Origin of the sequence: Tolypothrix bouteillei VB521301 (assembly GCF_000760695.4) — a bacterium.
In the GTDB taxonomy this organism is placed as follows: Bacteria; Cyanobacteriota; Cyanobacteriia; order Cyanobacteriales; family Nostocaceae; genus Scytonema; species Scytonema bouteillei_A.
In genome coordinates, this window is sequence record NZ_JHEG04000001.1 from 6149612 (window position 1) to 6175914 (window position 26303).

21 protein-coding genes are annotated in these 26303 nt (G+C 40.1%); 3 read left to right on the top strand and 18 right to left on the bottom strand.

Features of this window, described 5'->3' with window-relative positions; translation table 11 throughout:
- Window positions 1-26 precede the first annotated feature (26 nt).
- Window positions 27-974 (top strand): alpha/beta fold hydrolase, encoded by a 948-nt coding sequence (locus tag HC643_RS24865; protein WP_038090015.1) that lies wholly within the window; start codon window positions 27-29, stop codon window positions 972-974.
- Window positions 975-1089: 115 nt separating this feature from the next.
- Here the strand turns inward: HC643_RS24865 and HC643_RS24870 are convergent, their stop codons facing one another.
- The 3 genes from HC643_RS24870 to HC643_RS24880 form a co-directional block, all read right to left on the bottom strand.
- Window positions 1090-1455, bottom strand: coding sequence for a BON domain-containing protein (locus tag HC643_RS24870; RefSeq protein WP_038089914.1), 366 nt, complete (start codon window positions 1453-1455; stop codon window positions 1090-1092).
- Between the two features lie 150 nt (window positions 1456-1605).
- Window positions 1606-2523, bottom strand: coding sequence for an ion channel (locus tag HC643_RS24875; RefSeq protein ID WP_038089918.1), 918 nt, complete (start codon window positions 2521-2523; stop codon window positions 1606-1608).
- Between the two features lie 121 nt (window positions 2524-2644).
- Window positions 2645-6271 (bottom strand): WD40 domain-containing protein, encoded by a 3627-nt coding sequence (locus tag HC643_RS24880; RefSeq protein WP_038090017.1) that lies wholly within the window; start codon window positions 6269-6271, stop codon window positions 2645-2647.
- A 381-nt stretch (window positions 6272-6652) separates the two neighbouring features.
- On the opposite strand from HC643_RS24880, the gene HC643_RS24885 reads away from it, so the two are divergent.
- Together HC643_RS24885 and HC643_RS24890 are read left to right on the top strand one after the other, a co-directional pair.
- Window positions 6653-7051 (top strand): hypothetical protein, encoded by a 399-nt coding sequence (locus HC643_RS24885; protein WP_038090018.1) that lies wholly within the window; start codon window positions 6653-6655, stop codon window positions 7049-7051.
- Between the two features lie 419 nt (window positions 7052-7470).
- The gene (locus HC643_RS24890; RefSeq protein ID WP_038089921.1) at window positions 7471-7698 is read left to right on the top strand and encodes a hypothetical protein; all 228 of its coding nucleotides are present in this window, start codon (window positions 7471-7473) and stop codon (window positions 7696-7698) included.
- Window positions 7699-7720: 22 nt separating this feature from the next.
- Here HC643_RS24890 and HC643_RS24895 read toward each other — a convergent pair whose 3' ends face one another.
- The 15 genes from HC643_RS24895 to HC643_RS24965 form a co-directional block, all read right to left on the bottom strand.
- On the bottom strand, window positions 7721-8506 hold the full coding sequence (locus tag HC643_RS24895) for an MOSC domain-containing protein (protein ID WP_038089924.1): 786 nt from the start codon (window positions 8504-8506) through the stop codon (window positions 7721-7723).
- 36 nt (window positions 8507-8542) lie between these two features.
- On the bottom strand, window positions 8543-9979 hold the full coding sequence (locus HC643_RS24900) for a sugar transferase (RefSeq protein ID WP_038090021.1): 1437 nt from the start codon (window positions 9977-9979) through the stop codon (window positions 8543-8545).
- 782 nt (window positions 9980-10761) lie between these two features.
- Entirely contained in the window at window positions 10762-11937 is a 1176-nt protein-coding gene (locus tag HC643_RS24905; RefSeq protein WP_038089927.1) for an endo-1,4-beta-xylanase, read from the bottom strand.
- Window positions 11938-11957: 20 nt separating this feature from the next.
- A complete protein-coding gene (locus HC643_RS24910; protein WP_038089929.1) occupies window positions 11958-12719 on the bottom strand; it encodes a WecB/TagA/CpsF family glycosyltransferase in 762 nt (253 codons plus the stop codon).
- A gap of 56 nt (window positions 12720-12775) precedes the next feature.
- Window positions 12776-13615, bottom strand: a complete 840-nt coding sequence (locus tag HC643_RS24915; RefSeq protein ID WP_038089934.1) for a glycosyltransferase family 2 protein — start codon at window positions 13613-13615, stop codon at window positions 12776-12778.
- Between the two features lie 46 nt (window positions 13616-13661).
- Window positions 13662-14858, bottom strand: coding sequence for a glycosyltransferase family 4 protein (locus HC643_RS24920; protein WP_038089937.1), 1197 nt, complete (start codon window positions 14856-14858; stop codon window positions 13662-13664).
- Window positions 14859-15170: 312 nt separating this feature from the next.
- The gene (locus tag HC643_RS24925) at window positions 15171-16418 is read right to left on the bottom strand and encodes a glycosyltransferase family 4 protein (protein ID WP_038089940.1); all 1248 of its coding nucleotides are present in this window, start codon (window positions 16416-16418) and stop codon (window positions 15171-15173) included.
- A gap of 14 nt (window positions 16419-16432) precedes the next feature.
- Window positions 16433-17188: a methyltransferase domain-containing protein gene (locus HC643_RS24930; protein ID WP_038089943.1), complete on the bottom strand. Its 756-nt coding sequence runs from the start codon at window positions 17186-17188 to the stop codon at window positions 16433-16435.
- Window positions 17189-17245: 57 nt separating this feature from the next.
- Entirely contained in the window at window positions 17246-18523 is a 1278-nt protein-coding gene (locus HC643_RS24935) for an O-antigen ligase family protein (protein WP_050045188.1), read from the bottom strand.
- 40 nt (window positions 18524-18563) lie between these two features.
- Window positions 18564-19478, bottom strand: a complete 915-nt coding sequence (locus HC643_RS24940) for a hypothetical protein (RefSeq protein WP_038089947.1) — start codon at window positions 19476-19478, stop codon at window positions 18564-18566.
- Complete coding sequence (locus HC643_RS24945; RefSeq protein ID WP_038089951.1) at window positions 19475-20680, bottom strand: hypothetical protein; 1206 nt, start codon at window positions 20678-20680, stop codon at window positions 19475-19477. Before HC643_RS24945 ends, HC643_RS24940 begins: the two co-directional genes overlap by 4 nt.
- Window positions 20677-22014 carry a flippase gene (locus HC643_RS24950; RefSeq protein ID WP_050045186.1) on the bottom strand — a complete coding sequence of 446 codons (1338 nt, stop codon included), beginning with the start codon at window positions 22012-22014 and terminating at the stop codon, window positions 20677-20679. The genes HC643_RS24945 and HC643_RS24950 overlap by 4 nt, the downstream gene beginning before the upstream one ends.
- Window positions 22015-22345: 331 nt before the next feature.
- Window positions 22346-24559 carry a GumC family protein gene (locus HC643_RS24955; RefSeq protein ID WP_038089954.1) on the bottom strand — a complete coding sequence of 738 codons (2214 nt, stop codon included), beginning with the start codon at window positions 24557-24559 and terminating at the stop codon, window positions 22346-22348.
- 62 nt (window positions 24560-24621) lie between these two features.
- The gene (locus HC643_RS24960) at window positions 24622-25032 is read right to left on the bottom strand and encodes a hypothetical protein (RefSeq protein WP_038090027.1); all 411 of its coding nucleotides are present in this window, start codon (window positions 25030-25032) and stop codon (window positions 24622-24624) included.
- A 36-nt stretch (window positions 25033-25068) separates the two neighbouring features.
- Window positions 25069-26085: a hypothetical protein gene (locus HC643_RS24965; protein WP_050045185.1), complete on the bottom strand. Its 1017-nt coding sequence runs from the start codon at window positions 26083-26085 to the stop codon at window positions 25069-25071.
- Window positions 26086-26303: the final 218 nt, after the last annotated feature.

Genomic DNA, 26303 nt, shown 5'->3' on the forward strand with positions numbered 1-26303 from the left:
CGTTTGGCGATCGCTTGGCAGAGATTATGGAAGATGAACTGGAGAGGCGTGTGAATGTAGTACACTGGCAGGAACGAGTCGGACATCAAAGAGACTGGGTTTGGCGGGGTTGGCAAACGCGTTATACCTATATCCGTCAAAGACAGAGCGATCGCAAAACAACCCCGGTCATTCTACTACATGGGTTCGGTGCTTCTATCGGTCACTGGCGACATAATATAGAAGTACTGGGCGAACACCATACAATATATGCTCTCGATATGTTGGGATGGGGTGCTTCTGAAAAAGCCCCAGTTAAATACAGCGTACAGCTTTGGGTAGACCAAGTTTACGATTTTTGGAAAACCTTCATCAACCAACCAGCCATCTTAATAGGTAATTCTCTTGGTTCGCTAGTTTCCTTCTCCGCATCAGCCACCTATCCCGATATGGTGCGTGGCTTGGTCATGATGAACTTACCCGATCCATCATTGGAAAGAGAAGCTTTACCTCCTGTCTTAAGACCCGTTGTCGCAGGTATCAAAAGTTTTGTTGCTTCCCCACTGTTGCTTCAACCCTTATTTAATGTCATCCGCCGACCTGGTGTAGTGCGTCGTTGGGCAAGTCTCGCCTATGCTAACCCAGAGGCTATTACCGATGAACTGATAGAGATTTTAACGGGTCCACCTCAGGATAGAGGTTCTGCTCGTGCTTTTACTGCCTTATTTAGAGCGACGATAGATGCTAATTTTGGTCCAAGCGTCAAAACCGTTTTGCCAACATTACAAATTCCAATGTTGCTGATTTGGGGACAAAAAGATAGACTTGTTCCCCCTGCACTTGCCCGTCAATTTGCTCGGTATAATGAGAGGTTAGAGGTGCTAGATGTTGAGAATGTGGGGCATTGTCCTCACGATGAACAGCCAGAATTAATCAACCAGGTCATTTTAGATTGGTTGAATAAGAATTTTGGTGAAAGCAACTGTTTGATTTAAAGTTCTTGTTCCTCCGATTCTCTGTGCCTCTACGGTTAAATAAATGACTTTTAATCTTGAACCGTACCAGGCGCAGAGAACACATTAGAATTTAACCGAGCGCTGTCACTGTTAACTAGCCAACGCTCACTTGGCTCGTATCGACTGCTGTTGCACCATTAACCGAACGCGCTACGGAAACCATTTTTTGCAGAATGTCTTGGCTGGGAACTTTGCCCTTGAGGACTACAGTGCTACCTGTTTGAGCAACCCAAAGAGTATCGATATCATCAAGTTGATTGTCTTGGTCAAACGCAAGAGCAACTCGCTTAGCCAAACCGCTTTGATCGTACTCTCCGTTTAATCCCACACGCTCGGGGGGAACTGTTTCAGTGGCTGAAGGAGTAGCAGCACGGGTAGCTTGTTGTGCTGGCTGTGGAGTAGGATTTACTTGTGCATTGTGTGGCTTTTCCATTCCAAAAAGTCTTTTTAACCAACCCATATACTTTTTCTCCAAGTTGTTATTGCTAGTTATTTAAAGATAAAAGGTTGATTAGAAAGCATCCTCTACCTGTAAAGTGATTTGCACTTATAGGAGTTTATGCTTGCGGTATGATTTATCGAGAAGTACTATTAATTGCCTAACAGATCGTTAACACCCCCCCAGTGTATTCCTCTGTTCATCCAAAGAAACAACGTCATGAAACCGCGCATAGTTGACACAGCGTCTGCCGTCCTTTGTTTTCCCTAAAATATCGACAAACCTCATATTCCAAATAATATCCTCAGATATATAGGAGTGACGGGAGTGGATTGTTTGAGAAACTGTTTCATCAAGCCCTGTTAAAGTAACTACCACTTCCATCTCATCTTTTACCATGTCCTCAGATGAGACTCCATAAAGAGGGCTATTCTCATCAATGATATGCATGACTGTCCAAGTCAAAGCAAAAAGAGGCGATTGACTGCGAACAAGAGACATATCGTAAAACCGACGCATTACATCACCTTCTTTGGTAATTTCAGTCCGTGCTAGAGTCACCCGAACTTGTGCTTCTAAAATCAAATTGTCCCGTTCGTTAGCAACTCGAAACATCAGAGTTGGAGCATCATTGTACGGTGTAATAACTGCAATATTGCTAAACAGGACTCGTGCTTTAGGGAGAGAAAATCGAGCAAACATTAACCCACTTCCCATTGCCAATCCTATCAACCCCAGTAGAGATTCAACTGTGACTAAAAAGTTCGCATACGCTGTTTTGGGATACAATGCCCCATAGCCAATAGATGCCATTGTCTGAACGCTAAAGAAGAATGCATCAAAGAAGTTACCCGGACGTGCATTTTCTATACCATCGCCTCCTAGAATATACGCCAAGGCAAATAGGGCATTAGCTGTAATATACCCCAAACCGATCAGTAATAAGGTGTAATACCAAGGAAGTGTTAGTAGCAAATGGTACGGATCGTGCCAGTGTTTGTGAGACATTCCTTTTCGCAAGACGTTGAACCTTCCATGCCGATTTACCATGCGGCTGCTAACTGAGGCTTTTCGACGGGTTGTTTTCATGGGGTTGATTGCGGTAGCAAAAATCAAGAAGCGGCAATTTTATTATCCGATTAACACACTGTTAAATAAAGAAATCCTAAAATTTCCAGTTCCTTCCCTTTTCAAGGGTGGAGGGTGAGGGTTAGATCGTTCTCTCTCCTTGTTCTATTGCACCCAAAGCCTTTAAAGAAGCTTTCTCTGCGTCTGTCAAACCAGTAATATTTGTAATTTCCATGCGTTCGTAAAGCCGATCCGATTTAAGAAGACGCAATCGGCTACACTTTTGTACATCCCAAAGTTGAATGTTTTCATCTTCACTACCACTAGCAAGTAGACGACCGTCAGAACTAAAGGCGACGGAACGGATTGCTGCTGTGTGTCCTCGTGTCAGGGTATCCAGACACAAACCCGTGTTGACTTGCCACAATTTAACGGTTCCGTCACCACTACCGCTTGCAAGGATTTGCCCATCCGGGCTGAAGGCTACTGAATAAACTTGTTTGCTGTGTCCTTCCAACTTATGGAGACATTGACCTGTTTTCATGTCCCACAGCCTAACTGTTTGGTCTTCGCTACCACTTGCTAAAAATTGCCCGTTGGGACCGATCGCGACGGACCAAATTAAATCTCTATGCTTGTCTAAAGTGCCAATACATTGACCTGTATGAAGATCCCAAAGTTTGACCGTGCTGTCAGCACTTCCACTTGCAAGTGTACTACCATCGGGAGCGATCGCTACCGTCCAAACCCAATGAGTATGCCCTTCTAAAACTTTCAGACACTCACCTGTGTGAGAATCCCAAATTCGTACTGTTTTGTCTTCGCTACTGCTGGCTAGAATTCGCCCGTCTGAACTGAAAACAACTGTCCACACCCAGTTAGTATGTCCTTTGAGTATTCGGGTGCATGTAGTGTTGCTAATGTCTGTAATATCCCAAAATTTAATGGTATTGTCGCAACCTGCACTTGCGAGAAGTTGTCCATCAGGGCTAAAAGCAACAGAACGCAAACGTCCTTGATGTCCTTCTATGGGATAACACTCACCTGTACTTAATTTCCATAGCTTTATTGTTGGCTCATCACCGCCACTTGCTAAAATTTCGTTATTGGGACTAAATACGACCGAGTAAACTCCACGGGTATATGCTTGCAAAACATACAAGCAGTTTCCTGTTTCTACATCCCACAGTCTTGCTGTTTGATCGTCACTGCTGCTAATTAAGGTACGTCCATCGGGACTGGATGTAAATGCGATCGCCCAGACTTGACTGTTATGCCCTTCTAAAGTCCGCAAACATTCACCTGAAGGAACGTTCCAGATTTTGATAGTGCGATCTTCTCCGCAACTTGCAAGAGTTTTTCCATTTGGACTAAAGCGTACTGAGTAAACTATTTTCTGGTGACCGATGAACGTTCTCAGGCATTTTTCTTGCTCGACATCCCAAAGTTTAACCTTTCGGTCTTCACCGCTACTAGCCAAAAGTTGACCGTTCGGACTGAAAGCAACAGAGTAAACCTCACCGCTATGCCCTTCTATTGTTTTTAAGCATTCACCAGTGTTGATATCCCAAATTTTAATCTTACCGTCAGCACTAGCACTTGCTAAAAGACTGGAGTCTGTGGGGCTAAAAGTGACTGACCAAACCCAATCTTTGTGACCGTTTAGGGTTTTTATACATTCTCCTGTACGCACATCCCAAAGTTTAATGCTTTCGTCTTCACTACCACTTGCCAAAATCCAACTTTTGGGTTGGAAAGCAACTGTATAAACTTTATTGGTGTGTTCGCTTAGGGTTCTCAGACACATACCCGTATGTACATCCCACACTTTGATAGTGTAGTCTGCGCTACCGCTTATCAAAAGTTGGTTATCTGCGCTAAAAGCAAATGCCCAAACCCAAGCAGTGTGTCCTCTAAAAATACGAATTTGTTTAATATCTACAGTCCGCCACAAACGAACTTCCCCGCTAATTGTACCGATAGCAAAGTACTCCCCATTGGGGCTAAATCTGACTGAAACCAGACTCGACATTGTTTCCGTAAATACCGAACCCGTTAAGTCAGCATTTGTAAAGCTTGTATCCTGTAATTTCACATCCTTAAGATAGGCTTGCCAAATAGTTAAGTCTGAAAAATCACGCCCGCTTAAATCAACTTGAGTGCTGTCAATCTGAATTTGGCGCAATAAATTGATTAAGTTCCCAGCGGCATATCCCTTTTTTAGGTGATGGTATTTCTGTAAACTCGCTAACATTCTACGGAGATGAGACTCTAATTGGTCATCAAAAACGTTTAATAGTTTATTTTTTAAAGGCTCTAAAATCAGTTTTTCCTGAGTTTTGTGGATAAATTCGAGAGAACGCGCTTTCATCAACGGGTAAGCATTCAGAAATTCGTGAGTTCTTGCTTGGCTGATTTCTTCAAAAGCTTGCTCTATGATTCTTTCTGTCACGTATTCCATGACTACAGACTGGTGACGAAACCTACCCGAACCTGCTTCTTTTTCGATTAGCGATCGCCGCAATAAAGACTCGACTGCTTCTAACACTCTAGGTGCGGGTTCTGAAGTAATTAAATTTGCTTTTAATTCTCTAAAGGAAACATATTCCCGATGGATAGCCAGCCAGTACATCAGTTGTTTCTCTAATTCTGACAGGCGATTGAATTGCTGGTCTAAAAGAGACCGAATATCACCATAAACTGCCGTTTCTTGGTGAATTTGGTTTAAAAATTCACCAACATTATTGCTAAATAAGTCATAAACGGTGGTAGCAACTATCTTTAAAGCCAGTGGGTTACCGGAGTATCTCTCTACTAATTCCTTCAACTGGATATCAGAACAAGAAAACCCCTTATCTTTGAGCATAGCCCTTGCTTCTGCTAAATTCAGTCCCAAAAGGTGCAACACCTTCACTGGTAAATTTTTCCCTTCCAATATTGCCACTTGCTTGGGCTTTTCTCTACCAATAAGCAACAGACAACTTTCATGTCCTGCTTCAGCTATTTTCTTAAAGAAATAGCCGTACTTTTCATATCCTTCTTCATACTCGCCCGCCCTTTCATAAGCCCTACCTTCACCACTGCGAAGCACGGTTTCCACTTTATCTAAAACGATCAAGCAACGGTGCTCTCTCAAAACGTTGATTAACCGCAGTATTTTGCTGTTGTCATTGTCCGGCAAGTCGTGTTCTGGATCTTTAGGTAGAAAGCGGAGTAGCTGTGTGAGAATATCACCTATAGGTGGAGCATTGCTGAGCGATCGCCAAATAAGATAATCAAAATTTTCCCGTACTTTTTTAGCAAACTGTGCTGCTAAAACGGTCTTACCTATACCTCCTATTCCCAACACGGCTACCATCCGACAGCGTTGAGAATTATCCCCCACGATCCACTGTTCTAACTTGGCAATTTCCTCTTCGCGACCCCAAAAACCATCTACATCAACAGCCTCGCCCCAATCCTCTTGAGGTATTTTCCCAACCTCTACATTTATATTTGCTTGATTTTGGTATTGAGCTATTAGCTGTTGTCTGAGGTTGTTAAGTTTTTTGTTACCACTCCCCTCGATACCAAATTTACGGTAACTTTCTCCCAATCTTTTTCTCACAGCTGCTTGAGAAATTTCCAACTTAGAAGCTATTTCGGTACCTGAAAGATTACCTAATGCCAACAATAAAGCATCTAACTCTGTTTTAGTAACACCAGATCTGGTTGCTACCTCTACGATAAAAGTTTCTGGAAGTTGAGACATATTGGTAGCGTTTTCCATGCGATCTTGACTCCACACAACATAATAGTATGTGAGATAACTTTTTATAACATGGTTGAATAATTGAGAAAAGAGTATTTTTAACAGTGACTGCAAGCAGGCTCATTATAGCAACGTGAGAAAAAACCGTAGAGAAACTATAAATTAATTTACAGTATGTATACCTTAAGGTAGGTTCAACTGTAGGGACTTGCCAGAAAAAAAAGTTATATAGTATATTACATACAAGTTATATATATGTGAGGTAACAACATTGGGAGTGTTTCCTTAAAACATAGATATTTGCAGCTTTCCACCCACAGACTAAATAACTGTAGTTGCGCTAAGCCGGATGCGGCTTGCGCTGAAGCGATCGGCACTCAACGTTACGGAGGAACTGATATGACCTTCTCACGCTCAAGATTTCCTGAATTCTTCAGTGATTCTCATGGCATTAGAATGCACTTAAAGATCGAAGACAAGCCTCTGGACGCGTTGCCGATTAGACTGCAAGATGAAGGAAATATTGACATTATTCCAAAGCAAGCTTCCTCTATTGAATTACACCCAGTGTTTTCTCACCTTAATTTTTTGCTGCTTGAGACCTTGTCAGTGACACAACACGGCGAGTTTGTTATCCGCAGCAAAAAAGGCAACTACGAGACTATTGTTGAACTGGGCGGGCATGTTAGCCAACGCTATCATCTGAGTAAGGAAGAATTAGAAAAAATCCAACAAACCTACGAAAAAGTTCTTGAAAATTGGGTGGGATGGAGGCTTAGCCGTAAAAATCGCTCTTGAAGATATCCAGCACAGCTACTTAACAGTTAAGAAAACTGACAGCTTGAGCGGAACTGAGAACACAACCAAATATTTGTAGGTTATTGAAACATATGGCTTTCAAGAAACGAGAAGTTTACAAGCCGGTGGAGTGATTCAAGCACTCACCGACTTTTTTGTTTAAGAGGTTATTTGAAAAGTAGTTAGCTGTGATTTTAGGCACTTAGCGATCCCCCCTAGCCCTCCTTAAAAAGGGGGGAAAATACTCTTAAAGTCCCTCAATTTATCAGGGGATTTAGGGGGATCTTGAATGTTTTGCTACTGATGAAAGGATTTTTCAAACATCCTCTAACGGTCCTTCGGACAAGGTAAAAAGCAGGAGCCAGATGTCGGAAGGGAAGACATAAGGTTTAAACAACTTTTACACTGAGGTTATCATCATGAATCAAGATCGACAAAGCCGTTTATTTAACTTGGCTTCTAGGTTCCTCAAATACTTTTTCCTGTTTCTATTTGGGTTTGCAGTTGCCTACGTTTTATCGCTGAGTTTCGGAGCCGCAAATATTGCTATATTTCTACTGAGTTCTGCGATCGCCAGTGTTTGGCGTTTGGGGCTTCTCTTGTTTTGTTTAATAGCAACAACAGTTGTTGTTGAATCTCTCCGCTAGCAACATACCCAGGTGCTAACCATTACTTCAATATCTCTCCTACTGCCACGCTACCACTGGTAACAACCCTTGCCAATACACCAGTTTGTGTATGTTGAAAATTCTTTTTTAACAGAGGAAGTAAGGCAGTATCCCTCTCTCCCGTTTCGGGATTCACCTCTATATTTAAGCATCGATTGATCCGGTCTGTAACAACGATTCGGGCTGTACCCAGTTCCATTTCTTTTCCCACCCAGTCAAATTCTCCCCAAGCAGGAACGCCATCTAAAACAATATTGGGACGGAAGCGACGCACATCTATTGAACGTCCTGCTAACTCACTCAAATGCTCGATCGTCGTTTGACTGACTAGGGAAATATGCACCGCTTCTCTATCTGGATAGCGAGTTTTGCCAAAATCTCCCACAACTTTTATGGATGTGCGATTTGGATGTCTGGCGGTTTGACTTGGGTAAATTCCTGCTAAGTACCCAGTGAAAAAACTACCAATGCGATCGCGTCCAGTTAAGCTATGTGTATCAGCAACTAACAATTCTTCTTCTTTACGCCTGACTGTCAAAATCCCTGTCTCTGGCTCATAAGAACAATCGAGTGCGGCTAGCCCCGACCAATCATTTTGCATGGCAAAGTGTTGCTTCTTCATCCAAGGGACTGCTGTGAGTTCGGGGTATTTGTCCCCATCATCAAACATTAAGGCAAAAGCTCTATCTCCGGGTATACCGTGTTGGGAACGCAACTCAACGCGATCGCACTTTTGGGGAGTTAATCCTTTAAATGGGTGGATAAACAATTGTTTGACGCGAATCATTTGAGGGGTTAGAGAGTAGGGGGTAGGGGGTAGGGGTTAATATGCTCCTGTCTTGTCAAAAACCACTTTAACAGTTTTGAGTAAGATTGTTAAATCTAGCCAAAGAGACCAACTTTCAATGTAAGCGATATCTAACTTTACCGCATCTTCAAAGTTATCAATATTGGAGCGACCGGAAACTTGCCACAATCCTGTAATACCGGGGAGAACTTCTTGTCGGATAAAGTGAGTTGTCTGGAATTTTTCTACGTCCCTCATGGGAAGAGGGCGGGGACCAACAAGACTCATTTGCCCGAGCACAACATTAAACAGTTGTGGCAATTCATCCAAACTGTAACGGCGCAGGAACTTGCCTATTCTTGTGATGCGAGGGTCGTCTTTCATTTTAAAGAGAACCCCATCCTTGATTTCGTTCTTGGCTTCTAAGTCTTTTTGCATATTTTCCGCATTGGTAACCATTGTACGGAACTTCCAAATTTTAAATTTCTTGCAATGCAAACCAATACGCTCTTGCTTGAAAAAGACAGCTCCGGGAGAATCTAGTTTAATCAGCAGGGCGAGTGCTAGATAGACAGGTGAGAGTATAATTAACAAAATAATGGAAGAACAAAGGTCAAAACACCGCTTTATCCAAAAAGCACTACCGGCAACAATTGGAGATGAAATTGTCAGGCAGGGAACTTCACCAATTCCAGTCATCCACAGCATTGTTTTAGGATAACGAACTACACCTGCGGTTGGTAATATTCGCAAGAGAATGCCAGCTGTTTGGAAATGCCAGCAAACATACAGACGATTCTTGATTGCATTCCAAGAAACAAAAGCTTCTACTACACCCTGTTTGCGAAGAGATTCTAGTGTTGCCTCTCTATTAGCTCTATCGAGGCATATAGATTCAGAAACTCCCTGTACCGTGTAGCAATTTTCTTGTTCTAGTAAGCTAATATGCCCCTCTTGCTCTTCTCGATCGGCAATCAAAAAAACGGGATAGCGAATTGCTCCTTTCTTACGAAGAAATTTAGTAATGAGATCAAAAAGAATACGTCCGGTACAGATAAAGACTATAGACCACAACCAAAACAATAGCAAAATTGATCGCGAGACATAATGATTTGGTTCATAAAGAAAAGCAATCACCACGAAGAAAACGTCTGATAGTGAAACGGCTTTCAGCAAACGGAAATAGTTACGACGATGAGTGCCTGCTTGATATAAACCTTGTGCTCCAATTATGCCTATTTCAACTGTTAGAATAAGCAATAGAAAAGATGTTTTTTGTGTCCAAGGAGACTCTAATGGAGTTCCATAAAATACTGCTAATTTCCATGCTAAGGTCAGCGCAATAATATCTAAGCAAATAAGTGTTACGACCCGCAGTAATCGAATCGCTATTCCTCTCTGTATTCTTGTGCCTTTGGCTGACCTTAGGTCTTGCTGAAAATTTACTCCTGATGATAGATTTTTTAAGGACATGATTTGTATTGCCTTTGGAATATAGGGAGAAGTGCATTGAAATTTAAGTAAATCATCTGACATGATTCATTGATAAATCTGCTAAGGGTTTAATCTCGAAATAAAGAAATGACCTATAGCAGTTACAGGAACAGCAACTTACTAATTCCAAACATCCGATAGATGTTTGCTAAGAAGCAAATTTTAAAAAAAGAGCAACAAACATTTTTTGCTCCTCTTTTGAAGATCGAACAGTATTTTATAACTGAATTTAAGTAAGGATATATTTCTAAGAAAATATTAGTGCCGAGCCTCACCAATGGAGTCAAGAAATAGTTGAATTATGTTATGTAGATAAAAATGGATTATTCTCGATCTAGAAGCGATACTAACAAACCTATGATGAGTTGTAAAATTATATTAGTGATACCAATTTTCACCTATACAGTTATAATAAACGAAGCAAAAATATTGCAAATTCCCGAACAAAATATAAGTCATGAGATAGCCTTTGCTTGAGTTCTGGCGTGATATCCGAGCAATTAAGCATAATTAAGAGATATAGAGTTACAAAGATATAACAATTCTAAATCATTCGTGAAAAATTTTAAGTACTGTAGGTAGCGCTATGCCACACACATAAAGCTTTTGTGCGGCCTAGCCTTACCTATATGTATTTCATGAATCAAATAGGATTGCTATAGAATCAATGCGAGATAGCGTCAAAGCTGAATAAAAGCAGGAGAATGTCCCTTTTGCACCAAGAAAGGAACATAAAATCATTTTCTGCTGGAGAGAAAAAATCAACGTTTTGGAGCATTATCAAACGCTCTTGCTATAGCATTCCATGCCAACTTAGGTTCGAGATTTGAGCTAAGTGGCAAGGGACGCACAAGCGCAGCATCTGAACGGGGATACATGGAAAGCCACGTATAACGATCGCTCAATTGCCAAGTTAGTACCGCAATCACTACTCGTTCATCTAACACCACTGATAAATAGTCTTCATACGCAGCAGCAACAATGCGATCGCGAACAGCAGGAGCCGAAGGTAACTCTCGATCTGACACATCTAATTCGGTAATCAGAATTTTGAGACCAAGACTGGCAACGTCCTTAAGAAAATTCCTGAGCTTAGTAGCATTAAATCGAGTTTCGGCACCATTCAAATGAGCTTGAATCCCTAGAGCATGCACGGGCGTTCCAATAGACTTTAAGTGTTCCAGCAATTTTAAGACAGCCAATCTCTGCCCAGAGTCTCGGGGTGTATCGTAATCTAGCCACCGATCGTTGTATACTAGCAACGCCGTTGGATCTGCTTGTGCTGCAACCCGAAAGGAAAGATCGATGTAATTTTTATCCAAAAACGAGAGCCACGGATTGACGCTTAAACCATCAGAGCGATCGCTAAGGGACTTGGCAACTGCTTCATTTACCACATCCCAAGAATGCATCTTACCAGCATAGCGCTTCACAACAGTATTAATATGTTCTATCAAAAATCGCTCAGCATTCTGAGGGCTAACTGTTTCCTTAAACCACTTAGGCAGAGCTTGCTCCCAAACTAAAGTGTGTCCTCGAAAAAGCATACTGTTACGCTGTGCAAACTCAGTTAACCAATCTGCTTTGGTAAAGTCAAATTTATCTGGAGCAGGGCGCAAAGCATCCCACTTAAGATCTAGGTCTGGCACCAAAATGCCACACTGTTGAACAAAGCTAGCTGTAAACTTTGCGTCTGACGCTAGATCGTACTGTGTAGCAGCTGCCCCGTAAATTAATCCCTTAGCTACAGCACGCTTTTTCAAGGGAGCTTGCCCAACTACTGTAAACTCTCTTTTTGGGTGATCGAGTGCTCGTGTCTGCTGTGTCTGCTGAACTCGATACATTTGTTTTCTTGCTCCGACAGCAACACCCCCTGCCAAACCTGATAAACCTAGGTATAAAAAATGGCGTCGCCTCAGTGGCGAGTTATTGAACATACGGTTAAAGCCCACTAAAATCAGGACAACCTGAATTTCTGCTTAAGCACTAGAAAAATAAAGATGGTGTTTCCAACTAAATAGCGTCGCCACAAACGTTGAGGTTCTGCTATCAAGCGAAAAAACCACTCTAGACCAGTCTTCTGTAACAACTTTGGTGCTCTTTTTACCATCCCAGAAACCAATTCAAAGCTAACCCCTATGCCAATTGATACTGGAACACCAAGCTTCTGGTAATTGTTGTATATCCAATACTCCTGTTTCGGAGCACCTAATCCAACAAACAAAAGATCGGGTGCTGCTGTAGTTATAGCTAAGTTAATTCGTTTTAACTCGACTGGATCTGACTCGAACCCGTAGGGTGGACAATAAGTACCAGCAATTTTGAGGCTTGGATATCTTGCTTGAAGAACCTGTGCAGCCTTCTGAGATGCTCCAGGACGACCACCTAGCAAAAAAACTTTAAGTCCTCTCTCAGCACTGATTTTGCATAACTGCTCGAACAAATCTGTTCCATTAACCCGACCTGAGAGCGGTGTCTTAAAAAACTTAGCTGCCCATAATAGAGGAACACCATCTGGTACTGCTAGAAAAGCCTTGCGATATATCTCACGGAAATGAGGATCGCGTTGCAGTGTCACAATATGTTGAGCATTGGGTGTCACGACATATTTAGGAGTGCTTCCCGACACGGCACGATCTGCGGTCGCCTCAACAACCTCATCAAATGAGTATTGATCAATCTCGACCCCACAAATATTTACTCTCGTTGAATGTCTCATAAAATACGAATTGAAGTCAAAAATTTGTAATATCTACTACAGAATGAACGTGCGTCTTACCAAGCTCCATAGCGATCGGATGACAATTTACCAATCTTTCGCCTCAAAAAGCCTTTTACTTTAATAACGATAAACGGATCGAAGTATTTAATAGGAAGAGTCGCTAGCTCCGTCATAAACCATTTGTTATAGAATGTGCGATGCTTAGCTTCTAGATAGTTTGAGGTTCCGCAAACAAATTTAGAAGCGACTCGCCTACTCTCTTGAATCAATTTCAGCCTGTTTGTTACCTTACCAGTCATACCGTTTAGCGAAAAAGAAGCAAGTGGAGTATCAACACAGTGAAACTTAGCTCCGGAGGTATAGGCTCGAAATATAAAGTCATAATCAGCAGCCATAGAGTAACTTAAGTCAAATAAACCTACTCGTTCATAGACTTCCTTTTTTACAAAACAGCTAGGATGAGCGACGGGTAGCTTAAATGGCATATTTTCTAATTCTCCTGGGGTGAATGTACTTAGATACTTACCTTCTAAGTAATTTTTCACAGGTGAATGAACGACGGAAATTTCTGGAAATTTTAAAAACGCTTGTTCTACACTTTTTAAAGCTCCGTCGTTATACCAGTCATCAGCATTTATAATACCAATTATGTCACCTGTAGCCAGAGATATACCTTTATTCATGGCATCATAGACACCTTTATCTTTTTCTGAGATTAGTATGTTTATGTGCTTGGAATACCGATTAAGTATTTCTAGAGTTTTATCCTTTGAACCACCATCTATAACAATGTATTCTAGTTCTGAATCCATTGATTGATTGATAACACTCAAAATAGTTCTTTCAAAGGTTTTTCCGGCATTATAAACAGGTGTAACGATAGATATTTTCATTGTTCCTGCTTGAGAATTCTGTACTTATAATGTTGTGTCAATGTGGCTAGAACACAGTCAAAGATTGACGATCTTTGTGCCAAGCAATAGCAGTTTGGTAAATGCTCATTATCATTTGATAGTTTTGTTCCAGGGAGTAATGGTCTTCGTATTGCTCGCGAGCCAGAACGCTCCGACGTTGTAATTCGGCGGGATTCGACCAAGCTAGTTGTACTGTACGAGCTAAATCTTGGGCGTCCTCAGGAGTGAAATTCCAACCAGAGTACCCTTCTTTTACAATCTCTGTGATACCGCCTATGCGACTAGCTATAACAGGTAACCCTGTTGCAAAAGCTTCAGCAATTACCATGCCGAAAGGTTCATACCACTCGGAAGGAAATATCAAAAAGCTAGCATTTTGCATGAGGTTTACAACCTTTTCTCTTGGTAATCGTCCCAAATATTCAACATTATTAGGTAAATTACTCTTTAGTAAAATTTCCAGCGGTCCCTGACCCACAATTTTCAAAGGAATAGCTTCATTTAGAAGATGCCAAGCGTTTAGAAGCGTTTCTATCCCCTTGTATTGTACCAGCTTGCCAACAAATAATGCATATCCTCCAGTATGCTCACCTATTGCAATATTTGAGGTAACAAAATTAGGCTTTACCGCAATTTTTTCCGCAGGTAAACCTGCTTCAATAAACTTTTGACGAGCAAATCTAGTCAAAGCAATGTAAATATCCACTTCGTTTTTGTAAGTTCCTCGCAGTCGGTGGGTTGTTAAACCTGCAACTGCAACAGCAGTTTGAGAATTACTCCCACGGTAGCAACCATGAATTACACCCTGATAAGGGACTGTTTTTCCAACACAATCTTCGCAAACACCTGCATTACGATAAAGGTATGCTCCAGGGCAAATAAGCTTGTAGTTATGCAAGGTGTGAACTACAGGGACGCTTGCATCTTGACAAGCCGCAAAAACTGAAGGTGATATTAAAGGAATTGTGTTGTGGACATGAACAATATCTGGTTGAAACTCTTGCAATTTTTTACGGGTTTGCGAGTAAGACTCAGTAGACCAAATTGATTGCAAGGCAATCTTGGCTTTTGTAAGAGTGTTAGCATTCTCAATACTTGAGTTTTCTAAAATCCATTGGTGAATTTCATGTCCATACTGCTTGAGCATTTCATGCTCAGCAGCAACCACAACTTCTTCTCCACCCATATGACGGTAGGCGTTGTGTACTTGGAGAATTTTCACTGCGTCGTCTCCTTTTCTAAAATCTTTTGTAAGAAACAGAACTTAGCAATTTTTAAAATTTCACATCTTGTACAGGAACAAGGAACAGTACAAATAGGGAGAAGGGAAGAAGGGAAGAGAGCATGATTTGAGCCTCGATTAGGAGAGTTTTTTTATAATGGTTGCGCTTACAAGGGTTTGAAATCCTATTGAAGCGTGATAAATTGCGTCTTAAAATCTTTCCTAGGCAAAGCTTACAGAATTTTCATGCATTTCCCCTGTTCCCTGTTACCTGATTAATTAATGGTTTAGCATAACAACTACCGAAGAGCCTTAATGATTTACTAGCTCATCATAAAGAGCTAAATAACGATATGCTTGTTTTTCCACTGTAAATTCTTGTTCCACTTTAAAGCGAGCAAAATAACATAGCTTTTCATGCCGTTCTTTGTTCTCTAAAATCCAAGCAACTCCCTGAGCTAAATCTTCAGTATTGTCAGGTTGAGCTAGGTAACCATTTTTTTGATGCTCAATCATGTCTGGCATACCACCAATGTTGAAAGTTACACATGGAGTGCCACATGCAAGTGCTTCCATCACGGTATTTGGTAAGTTGTCATCAGTTGATGGTGCAATGAAAACATCTACGGCTGCATATAACAACGCTAGGGAAATATCATCATTTAAAGTACCTAGGTAATAAGATTGAAAACCAAACTTGGGTGGGTTCTGGGGTTGTGAGGAACCAAAAATTACTAACTCTAGTCGCTCGCACCATCTTGATTGACTTAAGCTCTGGAGCGCTGGATACAGCAAGTGAAATCCTTTCCTCTGATTACTTGTTGCATTTATTGCTCCAAAAAGCACAAGCTGTTTATCTTGAGGTAGATTCAGTAGCCCTCGCGCTATTTGCCGATTAACTGGCTTGTACCTCTGTATATCAAGACCATTAGGTATGACTTCCACGCGCCTATTTTTGAAAAGAGAACTGGCTTGAGTACACTTAGCTAACCATGAACTGGGAGAAACAAGAGTCAAATGTAGAGGTCTCCAGTGCTTTGTTTTACTCTGCCACTGCCAACGGGATAAATCCCAGTTGCGATCGCTTCCCAATTGAGGACAGGCTCCGCAGGAGTTCATGTAGCGATCGCAATTATGGCTGTAGTGACAGCCACCAGTAAAAGCCCACATATCATGGAGCGTCCAAATGAGAGGCTTATTGAGTTTAGCGAGAGTTTTAATTTGAATATAACCTTTTGATATCCAATGCAAATTAATGACATCAGGAGCAAGTTGCGGAACTCTGGTTGCAATACTATCTGGAAGCCAAGAAGAAGAGTATTCAGTTAATTCTCCACCAGGGTAGAGTTTCAAGGGAAGCCCAGTAAGAGCTGGTCTTAGCTTAGAAAACTCTTTACCTAACTTGGTATTTGGACCAATCACCGTTTGGTCATTGCTATCCTGAGTTTGCACCAACATCTGAGACTGCACGCCAATACCCATTAGTCCTTGGTGTAGGCGGTAAGCAGCACGAGATGCTCCACCTATCAAATCAGAAACGTTTAGATGCAAAACTTTCATGTATGTTTATCAGCTTAATTTTGACATACTACGCTGAGGTACTTTTTAAAAGGCTGATGAATATTCCCCATTAATCCAACTATTTTGTGAGCTATTCCTTTTTTTTCTGAAAAATCGTGGTATTCAATACTCTTACAGGTCAGACCTACTTCTTGGCAAATCTCTTTAAATTCACTGGCTGTGTACTCCCTAAAATGACCGGGATTATCATAAGTTTTGCGAATCCTCTCATAAGGATTTTTTCCTAAAGCCAGTAGAATTCGATTAGGTAAATAAGCAGCATTAGGTGTACCTATTATAAGAAATCCGCCAGGGGAAATAAACGTTTTTAAAAATGATAACACTATTTCGGGTGCTGTGTATAAATGTTCTATGACTTCGCACATGATTACTATATCATGGGCTTCTGCCGATAACCATTTTTCTTGATGCTGAGCATAATTCAAATCAAATTTTAGATGATGATTAATTATGTTTGAAGGTGCCAAACGGTTTTCCCAACCGAGAGTATTTAAAGTCATATTATTCTCTATATATTTATGTAAAGCAAAAGTAAGAAAATGAGGCCCAATATCCAAAATTTTGATGGCTTTATCTTTTTTAGTAGAGACAAGTTTAGTGTATTTTTTGGTGATATTAACGAAATAAGCCAACCTTTTTGCATGAAATTCTAAATATTTCTCCTCTTCTTGATTCAAAGAAAAATCATAGAATGATGCTATATTTTGGATATCTATTGAATTGATGATAGTTGAAGTTGATTCACTCATAAAATAATCTATTTGAATTTAGTTTTAAAAAAATAAATCAACAGGAAAATATTTTTTTCAAATTGTTACACCCTCTTTTCTTATTTGATTTTTCCAAAGAATACTTGAATATACTATTGCTACATATATAGCGCAATGTGTACTATGTGAGATTAATGTTAAAGTTTCGCTTATTTGTAATACAAATGCCAAAACCATAAATTCAAGCATCCAAAAGCTTTCTATTGTTCTTGTTAAATGTATTAGATTAATGACTCTTATAAGAGTAGATACAAAACTGAGCATAAATAGTAACAACCCTACAACTCCTAACTGCAAGAAAAGGTCTATAAATCCATTGTGAGCATGAAACTCTTTGGCATTATCGTGTTCAAGCGCAGCCCATGTACTGTTAACAATCGATTCACCCTCGCTAGTTCGCCAAAATGCTCCATAACCATAGCCAAGCCAAAGTTGCTTTAAACCACTTTCAATTGCTAGCTGCCATATGATAAAACGTCCATTAAAATCAGGAGGTTTACGTAGAATGTCAACTACTATAGTTTCAAAATTCCCAAAGACTAGTACAGCGATACTGCCAACTATTAATACTGCAATAACATACATGATTGTCCGAAGTTTGTAGTGCCACCCGGAAAAACTGAGAATAGGCAACAGAGTTAATGACAGTAGAAAACCTATCCAGGATGACTTACTTTTGGAAAGTAACAACAGGGATACGGAAAGGCTCAACCCAGTCCACTTAAACCAATGAAACTTCTTATCATTCAAAACACTTAATAGAAACAATATAGCTGCGTGCATCATCATACGACCCAGGTATTGCTTATGAAGCAAAAAGCCTGTCCATGAATCCTCACTGTTCGTTTGACTAATAGCAAGAGATGATTGACCTATAGCGATCGCAAAGCCACAAAATAACCAATTCAAAATTGTTGCTAAGCCAAACATCCAGAGAAATAGTCGTACCAAATCTTTATGGTTATAGTTTGCAGCTAAGTACACTCCAAACAAAGTTTCTCGCACAAAGCTTTTAGAAACTTTCAAAGTATCTTCCGGAAAAGCAGACCAAAAGTATGAGAACATTACAGTCCCAAAAAGGAGAAGTAGAGGTATATCTTTCGTTGCAACATAAATGCATCGCTTCCACCGTAAAAGTATCAAAAAAGATACCATTCCGTAGCTTGCATTTTTAAAAGGTGCGTCTAAAGCGAACAGATTAACGTCAAAGAAGCCAAGGAACATTAGGAAAAGAGTGATTATTTCTAGCTTTTTGCATAGAGAATTGAGTTTTAGATTAATCTTGCTGGATACACCTGTAGGTGAAATAGTCATTCAGATATCCCGTGCGTTTCAACTCACTCATAACATATACTCAAGCTTTCAGTATCTTTTGGATTCTCTGCTTAAGTAGTTGTAGTTTCCTTTCCCTAAATATAGTTTTTTGTGTAAAATTATCTGCTTTTACATCGCGAATTATAAAAGGTGGATGCTTGAGAGGAAATTCTATTGCTTGCGTGAGCATATTGTCATATGGATTTTTTTTAGGACTAGAAGTGAAATGAGTTGAGTCTGGGCCAAAGCCGATATTGGAAATTAAATTTACATTCGAGATAATACCTAAGCTACCCTGCACCCAACAAGCAAACGTCCATTGGTAGTCCCAAGTGATACCTGAAGGATTATGATAAACAGACTGAAAAATCTTACTCCAATATCTTTCGGCTTTACGGTCTTTTAAAATGTCTTTCAGAAAATCTCCCGCTTGAATCTCTCTCCAAAGCTTGATGCTAAAATCATAGTTCTGCCAAGCTCTTCTCCAACTTGCCCAGCCCCAGCAGTGGTTAAAGATAGAAAAGTAATAACTATAATTTGTTCGTCTGCGTCCAAACTGAACATTTTCTCCGGAAATCGAGGCTACTCGGGTATCGTCTCTATATTTCTCAAGTAATTCTTCACAAAAGCGAAAAAATGTTGGATGAGGTACGCAATCATCCTCTAAAATAATTGCCTCCTCAACGTTGGTAAAGACCCAATCTAGACCACTAGAGACACGTTTTGCACAGCCCAAGTTAGTATCAGAGTAATTCTTCAAAACTTCGCAGTCCCAATCAACACGATCAATAATTGCACGAGTAGCTTCGCACTTTTCTGCTTCACCAAAACGGTCCTGACGTGGACCATCTGCAATGATAAAGAGTTTATATGGCTTCGCTTGGCGAATTGCTTCAAATACCTTTTGGGTTGTATGTGGTCTTTTAAAGATTATTAATACGACAGGAGTTTTCATAGCTGTTTCTCCTCAGCAGTCATGAGCATAACAAATTCTGGATATTTGAGAATCATAGATGAGGCTATATCAGCCAATAGTTTAACACCAATTTCAATGGGTAAATACCGATATTTGAATGCAGCAAGTCTTGAATCTTTCTCCTGATACAGGATATCTTGAGCAAAGTTGCCTAGTCTGTCTTTTGGCATGATGTCAATTGTCATACCAGCATGACCAGATGGTAGTAACATATTTGAACCATGTACTCCAATAACTAGACGGCTCTCACTGTAGAGTTTGCAAGCTTGTCTCTCTGTCTGCTCATCAAATCGATCTACTCTTGCATCTTCAATCCAATTAGGAAATTTTGTTTTTTTACCTAGTCCTGCAACTGTAAATTTAGCTGATGGTAGTATAAACTGCATGATTTTGAACAGTCTACTTATCTTCCAGTTTTGTAATAACAAGGCTACTTGCCACATCCCAAGCTTCTTTAATATTTTAAAGAGAAAAGAGTTAAACCAGAGCCTATCTTCTCGCCAAATAAAGGTAATTCTCAATGTTTCTGAATCAAAATCATGCTTGGATACTCTAGTGAATTTGGAAATATCAAAAGACCCAGGATGTGAGTAAGCTTTACTAATATAGACTTCATCAAAACGATGTAATTCTCTAGAAACGAATTCATTAAATTTTAAGTAATAAGACTGTCCCTCTTTTAGAGGTATATTGACTGTCCAAACCTCTGCTACTCCATCTGGAACCATCCATGCCAAAAATTCTGGCACGATCGTAATTAGTCCATAAGTTTCAAATTTTTTCATATAATATTCAGTATTTAATAATTTTAATAAAGAGTGTCCGTAAAGAAAATCAATGCAATTTAATATAATAATTTTCTGACATTGCTTCAATATTTGTTTCTTGATATTTAATTGCTGATATTGTGGATTACAAAAAGATTTAATTAATGGCTCACCTAACCATATTCTTGAATTTCCTTCAGGACCAAACAACAAATTTTTTTCTAAATCAACTTGATAGTTTGAGAATCTACCATGACCCACCTTCAAATCCTCAATAATTCTGGCATGGCATTGAATGCACCTAGATTCAACACAGATATACATACCTTGCCATATTAAATTGAACTGCTTTAAATCTGCTTGACAGTGCGGGCAGTTTGAGTGATGCTGAATATTTGGTTTAACTTCAATCATAGGAATAACTTAAAAACTCTTGATGTAACACGATATAGATTAAGAGAACGTACTATTAAAGTCCCAATCGGTCTTAAATCCCTAATCAAAAAATTAGGTATTATAGTAACCGCAAAATAACTGATAATAGTTGCTATTGTTGCCCCATATGCTTCATAGGAAGGGATAAGAAATATATTCAAGACTATGTTTAAAAATGCACCTCCCACACTAATGTATACAGAGTAATGCAATTTATTCTCTACTATTAAGAAAGAACTTCTTGCTAGACCAAAATTAGAAGAAAATTGTCCCCATATATATATTGATAATATAGTACCCGCAGGAGCGTACAATTCTCCATATAATTGTGTGACTATAAAAGAAGAGAGTAGAGAAACTGGTAAGGCAACTATTAACCATAGAAACAGCATCACATCAAAATATAGCTGCATCTTTCTCATATAATCCTTGCCTTGTTCTTTCAACTGTGAAAGCTGAGGAAGAATAGAGGAAGCAACTATCATTGGCAAGAAGTCAAAGATTTCTGCTAGCTTTACCGCCACCGAATAAAACCCCAACTGAGATTGATTTTCCAGTAAAAAACCAAGCATAATTTGATCGATTTTAGAGTAAGTATAAATTGCAAATCCTGATATAATCAAAGGGAAACTTTCTCGCAGTAAATCTTTTGCTTGTTGAAGGTTGACTTTCCATGAGGTTAGGTAATTACCTCGTAATCTATAAATAATTACCATTCCTATTCCACTCAAAGCTAGTTCAACTAGCCTTGCCCAAGCAAATGCAAGGAGTGGAGCATGAATCTGAATTAATCCAACTCTCACAGCGCACATCAATACATATGCTGATTGCCTAGACAATACAACAAACCTAGACTGAACTTGTGATTGAAACCAAAAGTCAATAGTATCAAAGGCTTGGAACATTGTTCCTGCCGCAAAGATTCCTACTAGCCAATGAGTCAAATGATTATCGGCATCTAGCAGTGAAATTGATGTAACCGAGAGCAACAGCGTTAATAATCCACCGAGAAGGCTTAGCACGAAGGTAGTTCCAAGAATTTCATCTCTCCGTGATGGGTTATTAGCAATGTCACGAACTACGATTGAGTTCAGTGACATATTGACTATAGGGCTGAACATTCCTACAAAAGAAATTGCATAGTTATAGATACCAAACTTCTCAGGTCCTAAATATCGTGCTACCCAGATTCCCACAAATAATCCTAAGCCCATCTGTAGAAACTTGTCAGCTAGCAACCAAGATACATTAGTGATAATTTTACGTAGGTCGGGACTGAGTTTCTGAGTTATTGTAGTGAGTTTGTTGAACATTAATTAGTAAATGAGTCCATGCAACTTAAGAGAGTAAGATTTTTAATAAAAAATGAAGCGAACGCTGAGAAACTCACACTAAGCATAACTCACACAAATGCCATATCTCAGATATTTCATCTATCCGTAGAAACCTAGGTTGAGTTAAAAGCAGCTTAATAAAGTTACAGTAACTTTCTTGGCTTTTATCTATGAAATAAGGGTTTTATGGTTAGTACTATGTGTGAAAAAACATCAATTTTCTTAGATATAGGTGAGCTTGTCCTTGAAATCTAGACTAAAAACGTAGCGTTCGTCTGACTGTAAACTCATAAAGCACATCAAGTGGATATTAAGAGACATCGCTTTTACCTGTAAACCTTGATGTATTTATTTCTGTAAGTACAGAGTTTCTAGGTGCAAAGCCTACTTCAACTGAATTTCTCGTGTAATAAAAATAGCTGTCAGGCTCGCGTTTCACATTCACACCATTAATCACCATGCCTAAAACATTTAGACCAGACTGAGTTAAAAACTGCTTGGCTGCATTTGCACTAACATAATCACTCACTCCAGGACGAGCTACCAATAAGATCCCGTCAGATAGTTTGCTTAAAACCGCAGCATCTGCTGTTCCTGCTAGGGTTGGGGTGTCAAAAATGACGAAATCGTATTCTTCTACAAAGGAGGCAATTAATGCAACCATTCGCTTTGAATCTAACAGCGCCACTGGGTTAGGAGGTAAAACTCCAGACGGAAGAACGTAAAGATTGGGCATAACTTCCTGCACAAGTGTATACATTGGAAGTTCGTCAACAATAAGATTTGATAGTCCTACTGCATTCCCCATACCCCAAACGTGATGCTGGACTGGATGACGCATATCGGCATCCACCAACAAAACCCGACGTCCTACCTGAGCCATTGCCACAGCTAGATTTGCCGCCACCTCAGACTTTCCTTCTTTGGAAGCAGAACTTGTAACCACGATCGCTTTTGGCTTTTTATCTGAACTAAGAAACTTTAAGTTGGCTTGCAACATTTGATATGCGTCACCCACGGGAAAGTGAGGAATATCCCTACCAACCACTTTGAGAAAAGAAGAGCTCTTTTTGCCATTGCCAGTGGTTGAAGGAATAACCCCCAGCAGGGTGTATTGAAATAGTTCTCTGGCTTCTTTAACCGTCTTAACCGATTGGTCGAGCAAATCTAAAGTGAAAGCAGCAATGACACCAAGCAAAACACCTGCAACTGCTCCACCGCCGATAACTAGTTTCTTTTTAGAACCAGATGGTCGATCGGGTATTAACGCAGGAGATATGACACGAGCATTTCCAATGTTTTGGTTTTCCGCGACTTGGATCTCTTGCAGTCTCCTCAAAAGTGTTTCGTAAGTCGTTTGAGCTGCTTTCAACTTCCGCTCAAGCTGCCGCTGAGTCTGTTCTAGACTGGGCAAAATGTTTGCTCGTTCTTTGTAGGCAGACCTTTCATTAGACAGGGTCATAATTTGACCTTCTAAACCGACACGTCTTGCCTCAGAGCGAGCAAAATCTTCAATCAGTTGTTGTCGCAGTTCTCCAACTTGAAGATTCTCTATATTGACTTGCCGATCGCTGCCTTGGATCTGCTCTGTCCGCTGTTGTAACAAGCTGTTGAGGGCAGTAATTTTTTCCTCCAAATGAAGAATAGAAGGGTGTTCTGGCTGAAAACGATTTCGCTCAACTGCAAGCTGGCTTTGAGCCTCCTGAAGTTGCTCCAGTAGTTTTTGTGTTCCTGGTATTTGACTTAACTGTGCAACAGTTACAGCTTGTTGTGGATCGATCTTCGCTTGAGTTTGTAACTTTCGTGATTGAGCAGTCACATCAACCAATTGAGCTCGAGCTTGAGAAATTTGTTCTTCTAACTTGGAAATCGCGCTGACTGATGCAGTTGCTTCTTCTTGCAGAGCAATGACTTTATTTCTCTCTTTGAATCTACGCAAGGCTGTTTCTGCTCTTCTTACAGCGTTCTCAGTTTCAGGTAGCTGCTGCTGGATAAAGTTGCGAGCTGAGACTGCTTCAGCCCGATTCGCTTGTCTGTTATTGCTGATATAAATTTCAATAACTTTGTTGACGACTTTTGCCGCAAGCTTGGGATTTTTATCTTTATAAGAAATTTGCAGTATATCGGTTCCTTTAGCAGCTTCTACCTTAAGCTTTTCAGTCATATCTCGGATTGTCAAAGGTTTGCCCCGATCATCTTTGAGGTCAAGTGAATCAATTGTTTCCTCAATAACTGGAACAGATGCCACTATTTTTGCTTGGGTATCTAACGGATTATTCGAAGCTAAAGAATCAAGCCGTCCTATGGCTCCAATAGCTTCCCCCAAACCCGTTAGTGAAGAGGCTTGATTCGTTTTAATCAACAGACTTGCTTCTGCCTTATATGTAGGTTTCAATAAGAATGCATATAAGGATGCAAGGGTAGCAACTGCTCCAAAAACTCCTACTCCGGGTACCCAACGCCGTTGCAAAACCTGCAAATATTTTTGAAAATCAATTTCTTCAAATTGTGATGTGTGCTCCATATTGGTCAATATGAATCCTACTGATACATTCAATTGCGATCGCAACTGGCTCAACCTCTGAATTAGAAATCCTTGCTGTTATATTTTAGGTTCCGTGCGTGGCGGCGGGTAAACTCACTTACGGAAGGATTTCCTTCGATATGAATGACGTTCACTGCTTGTCGCCACAGTGCTGGGGATGCTATTGATACCTCATAAATACAATCCTGCTTTTTGACGTGGTACCATTTTGTTTTCTGGCACAGATCGCACCAGAATGCTTCCAACCATTCGCCTTCTAGGGAAACTGCAGTCTTTTTCGCCACCAAGATTAAGGCTTTTTGTCGGCTAGCTCCCCGTTGCTGAAGTTGACTTGCGCGATCGGCAAACAATGGATGCTTTTGACTCATGCTATCAAGATAGCATTCTTGGATTGGACAATAAATCGCTCGTCGCTTGGAACGCTTACGATTTCGGTCACACCTTTTATGCAATTCCATCACCCTTAAATGTTTCTAATTTCAGTCACACTATCTCCGCAATTCGACCTTCTTATCAGTGGACGTACAACAAAAAAGAAGGTTACGTTGGAGGGACTTACTGTACCGATCCTCTAGTACTTTTTGCATCTTCCAAATAAATCTCTGTAGTAAGCTCGCATGGAGATATGAGAATAAAGTTTTTTGCGTAAAGTTATCTGCTTGCAGATGGCGAATCATATACGGTGGATGCTTCAGAGGAAATTCGACCGCTTCTGTGGGCATATTAGCGTGTCTACTTCTTGTACCAGAGGTATGAGTTGATTCACTACCAAAACCGATATTAGAAATTAGGTTCACATTTGAGATAATACCTAAATAGTTATGCATCCAGCATGTCAATTGCCATTGATATGCCCAAACGTTAAACAAACCATCCACCATAGCATCATAGGTAGATTGCAATTCCTTAGTCCATTTATATGTTGTTCGGGTGTTTGTAAGTATGTTGTTTAGGTATCCCTTTTCTTTAATCTCTGACCATTTTTTCATGTCTAAGTCAAAATCTTTCCAAGCTCGTTTCCATGTTGCCCAACCCCAAACATGGTTATAGTGTGAGAAGTAGTAACTGTATTCGTCTCTTTTTCTACCAAATTGGATATTTTGACCAGAGATTGTTCCTATTCGTTCATCGTACCTATATCGCTCAAGTAATTCTTCACAGAAACGAAAAAACGTAGGGTGAGGTAAGCAGTCATCTTCTAAAATAATTGCTTCTTCAACGTGTTCGAAAACCCAATCTAGACCACTAGATACACGCTTACCGCACCCTAAATTAATCTCAGAGTAGTTCTTCAAAACTTCGCAGTCCCAATCAACACGATCGATAATTGCACGAGTAGCTTCGCACTTTTCTGCTTCACTAGGACGGTCTTGACGCGGACCATCTGCAATGATAAAAAGTTTATATGGCTTCACTTGGCGAATAGCTTCAAATACTTTCTCAGTCGTATGTGGTCGTTTAAAGATGATAAAAGCGACGGGAGTTGTTAGTCGAATAACATGCATTTATCTTACCTTATAAATTGTCTAAAAAATTGATAGCGTTCAAATACTTACAGCAACTTCAGATTTTCTTTCTTTAGGGACAGAACTCGTAACCACAATCGCTTTTGGTTTCTTATCCGAACTTAAGAAGAACCTGCAAATATTTTTGAAAATCAATTTCTTCAAATTGTGATGTGTGCTCCATATTGGTCAATATGAATCCTACTGATACATTCAAT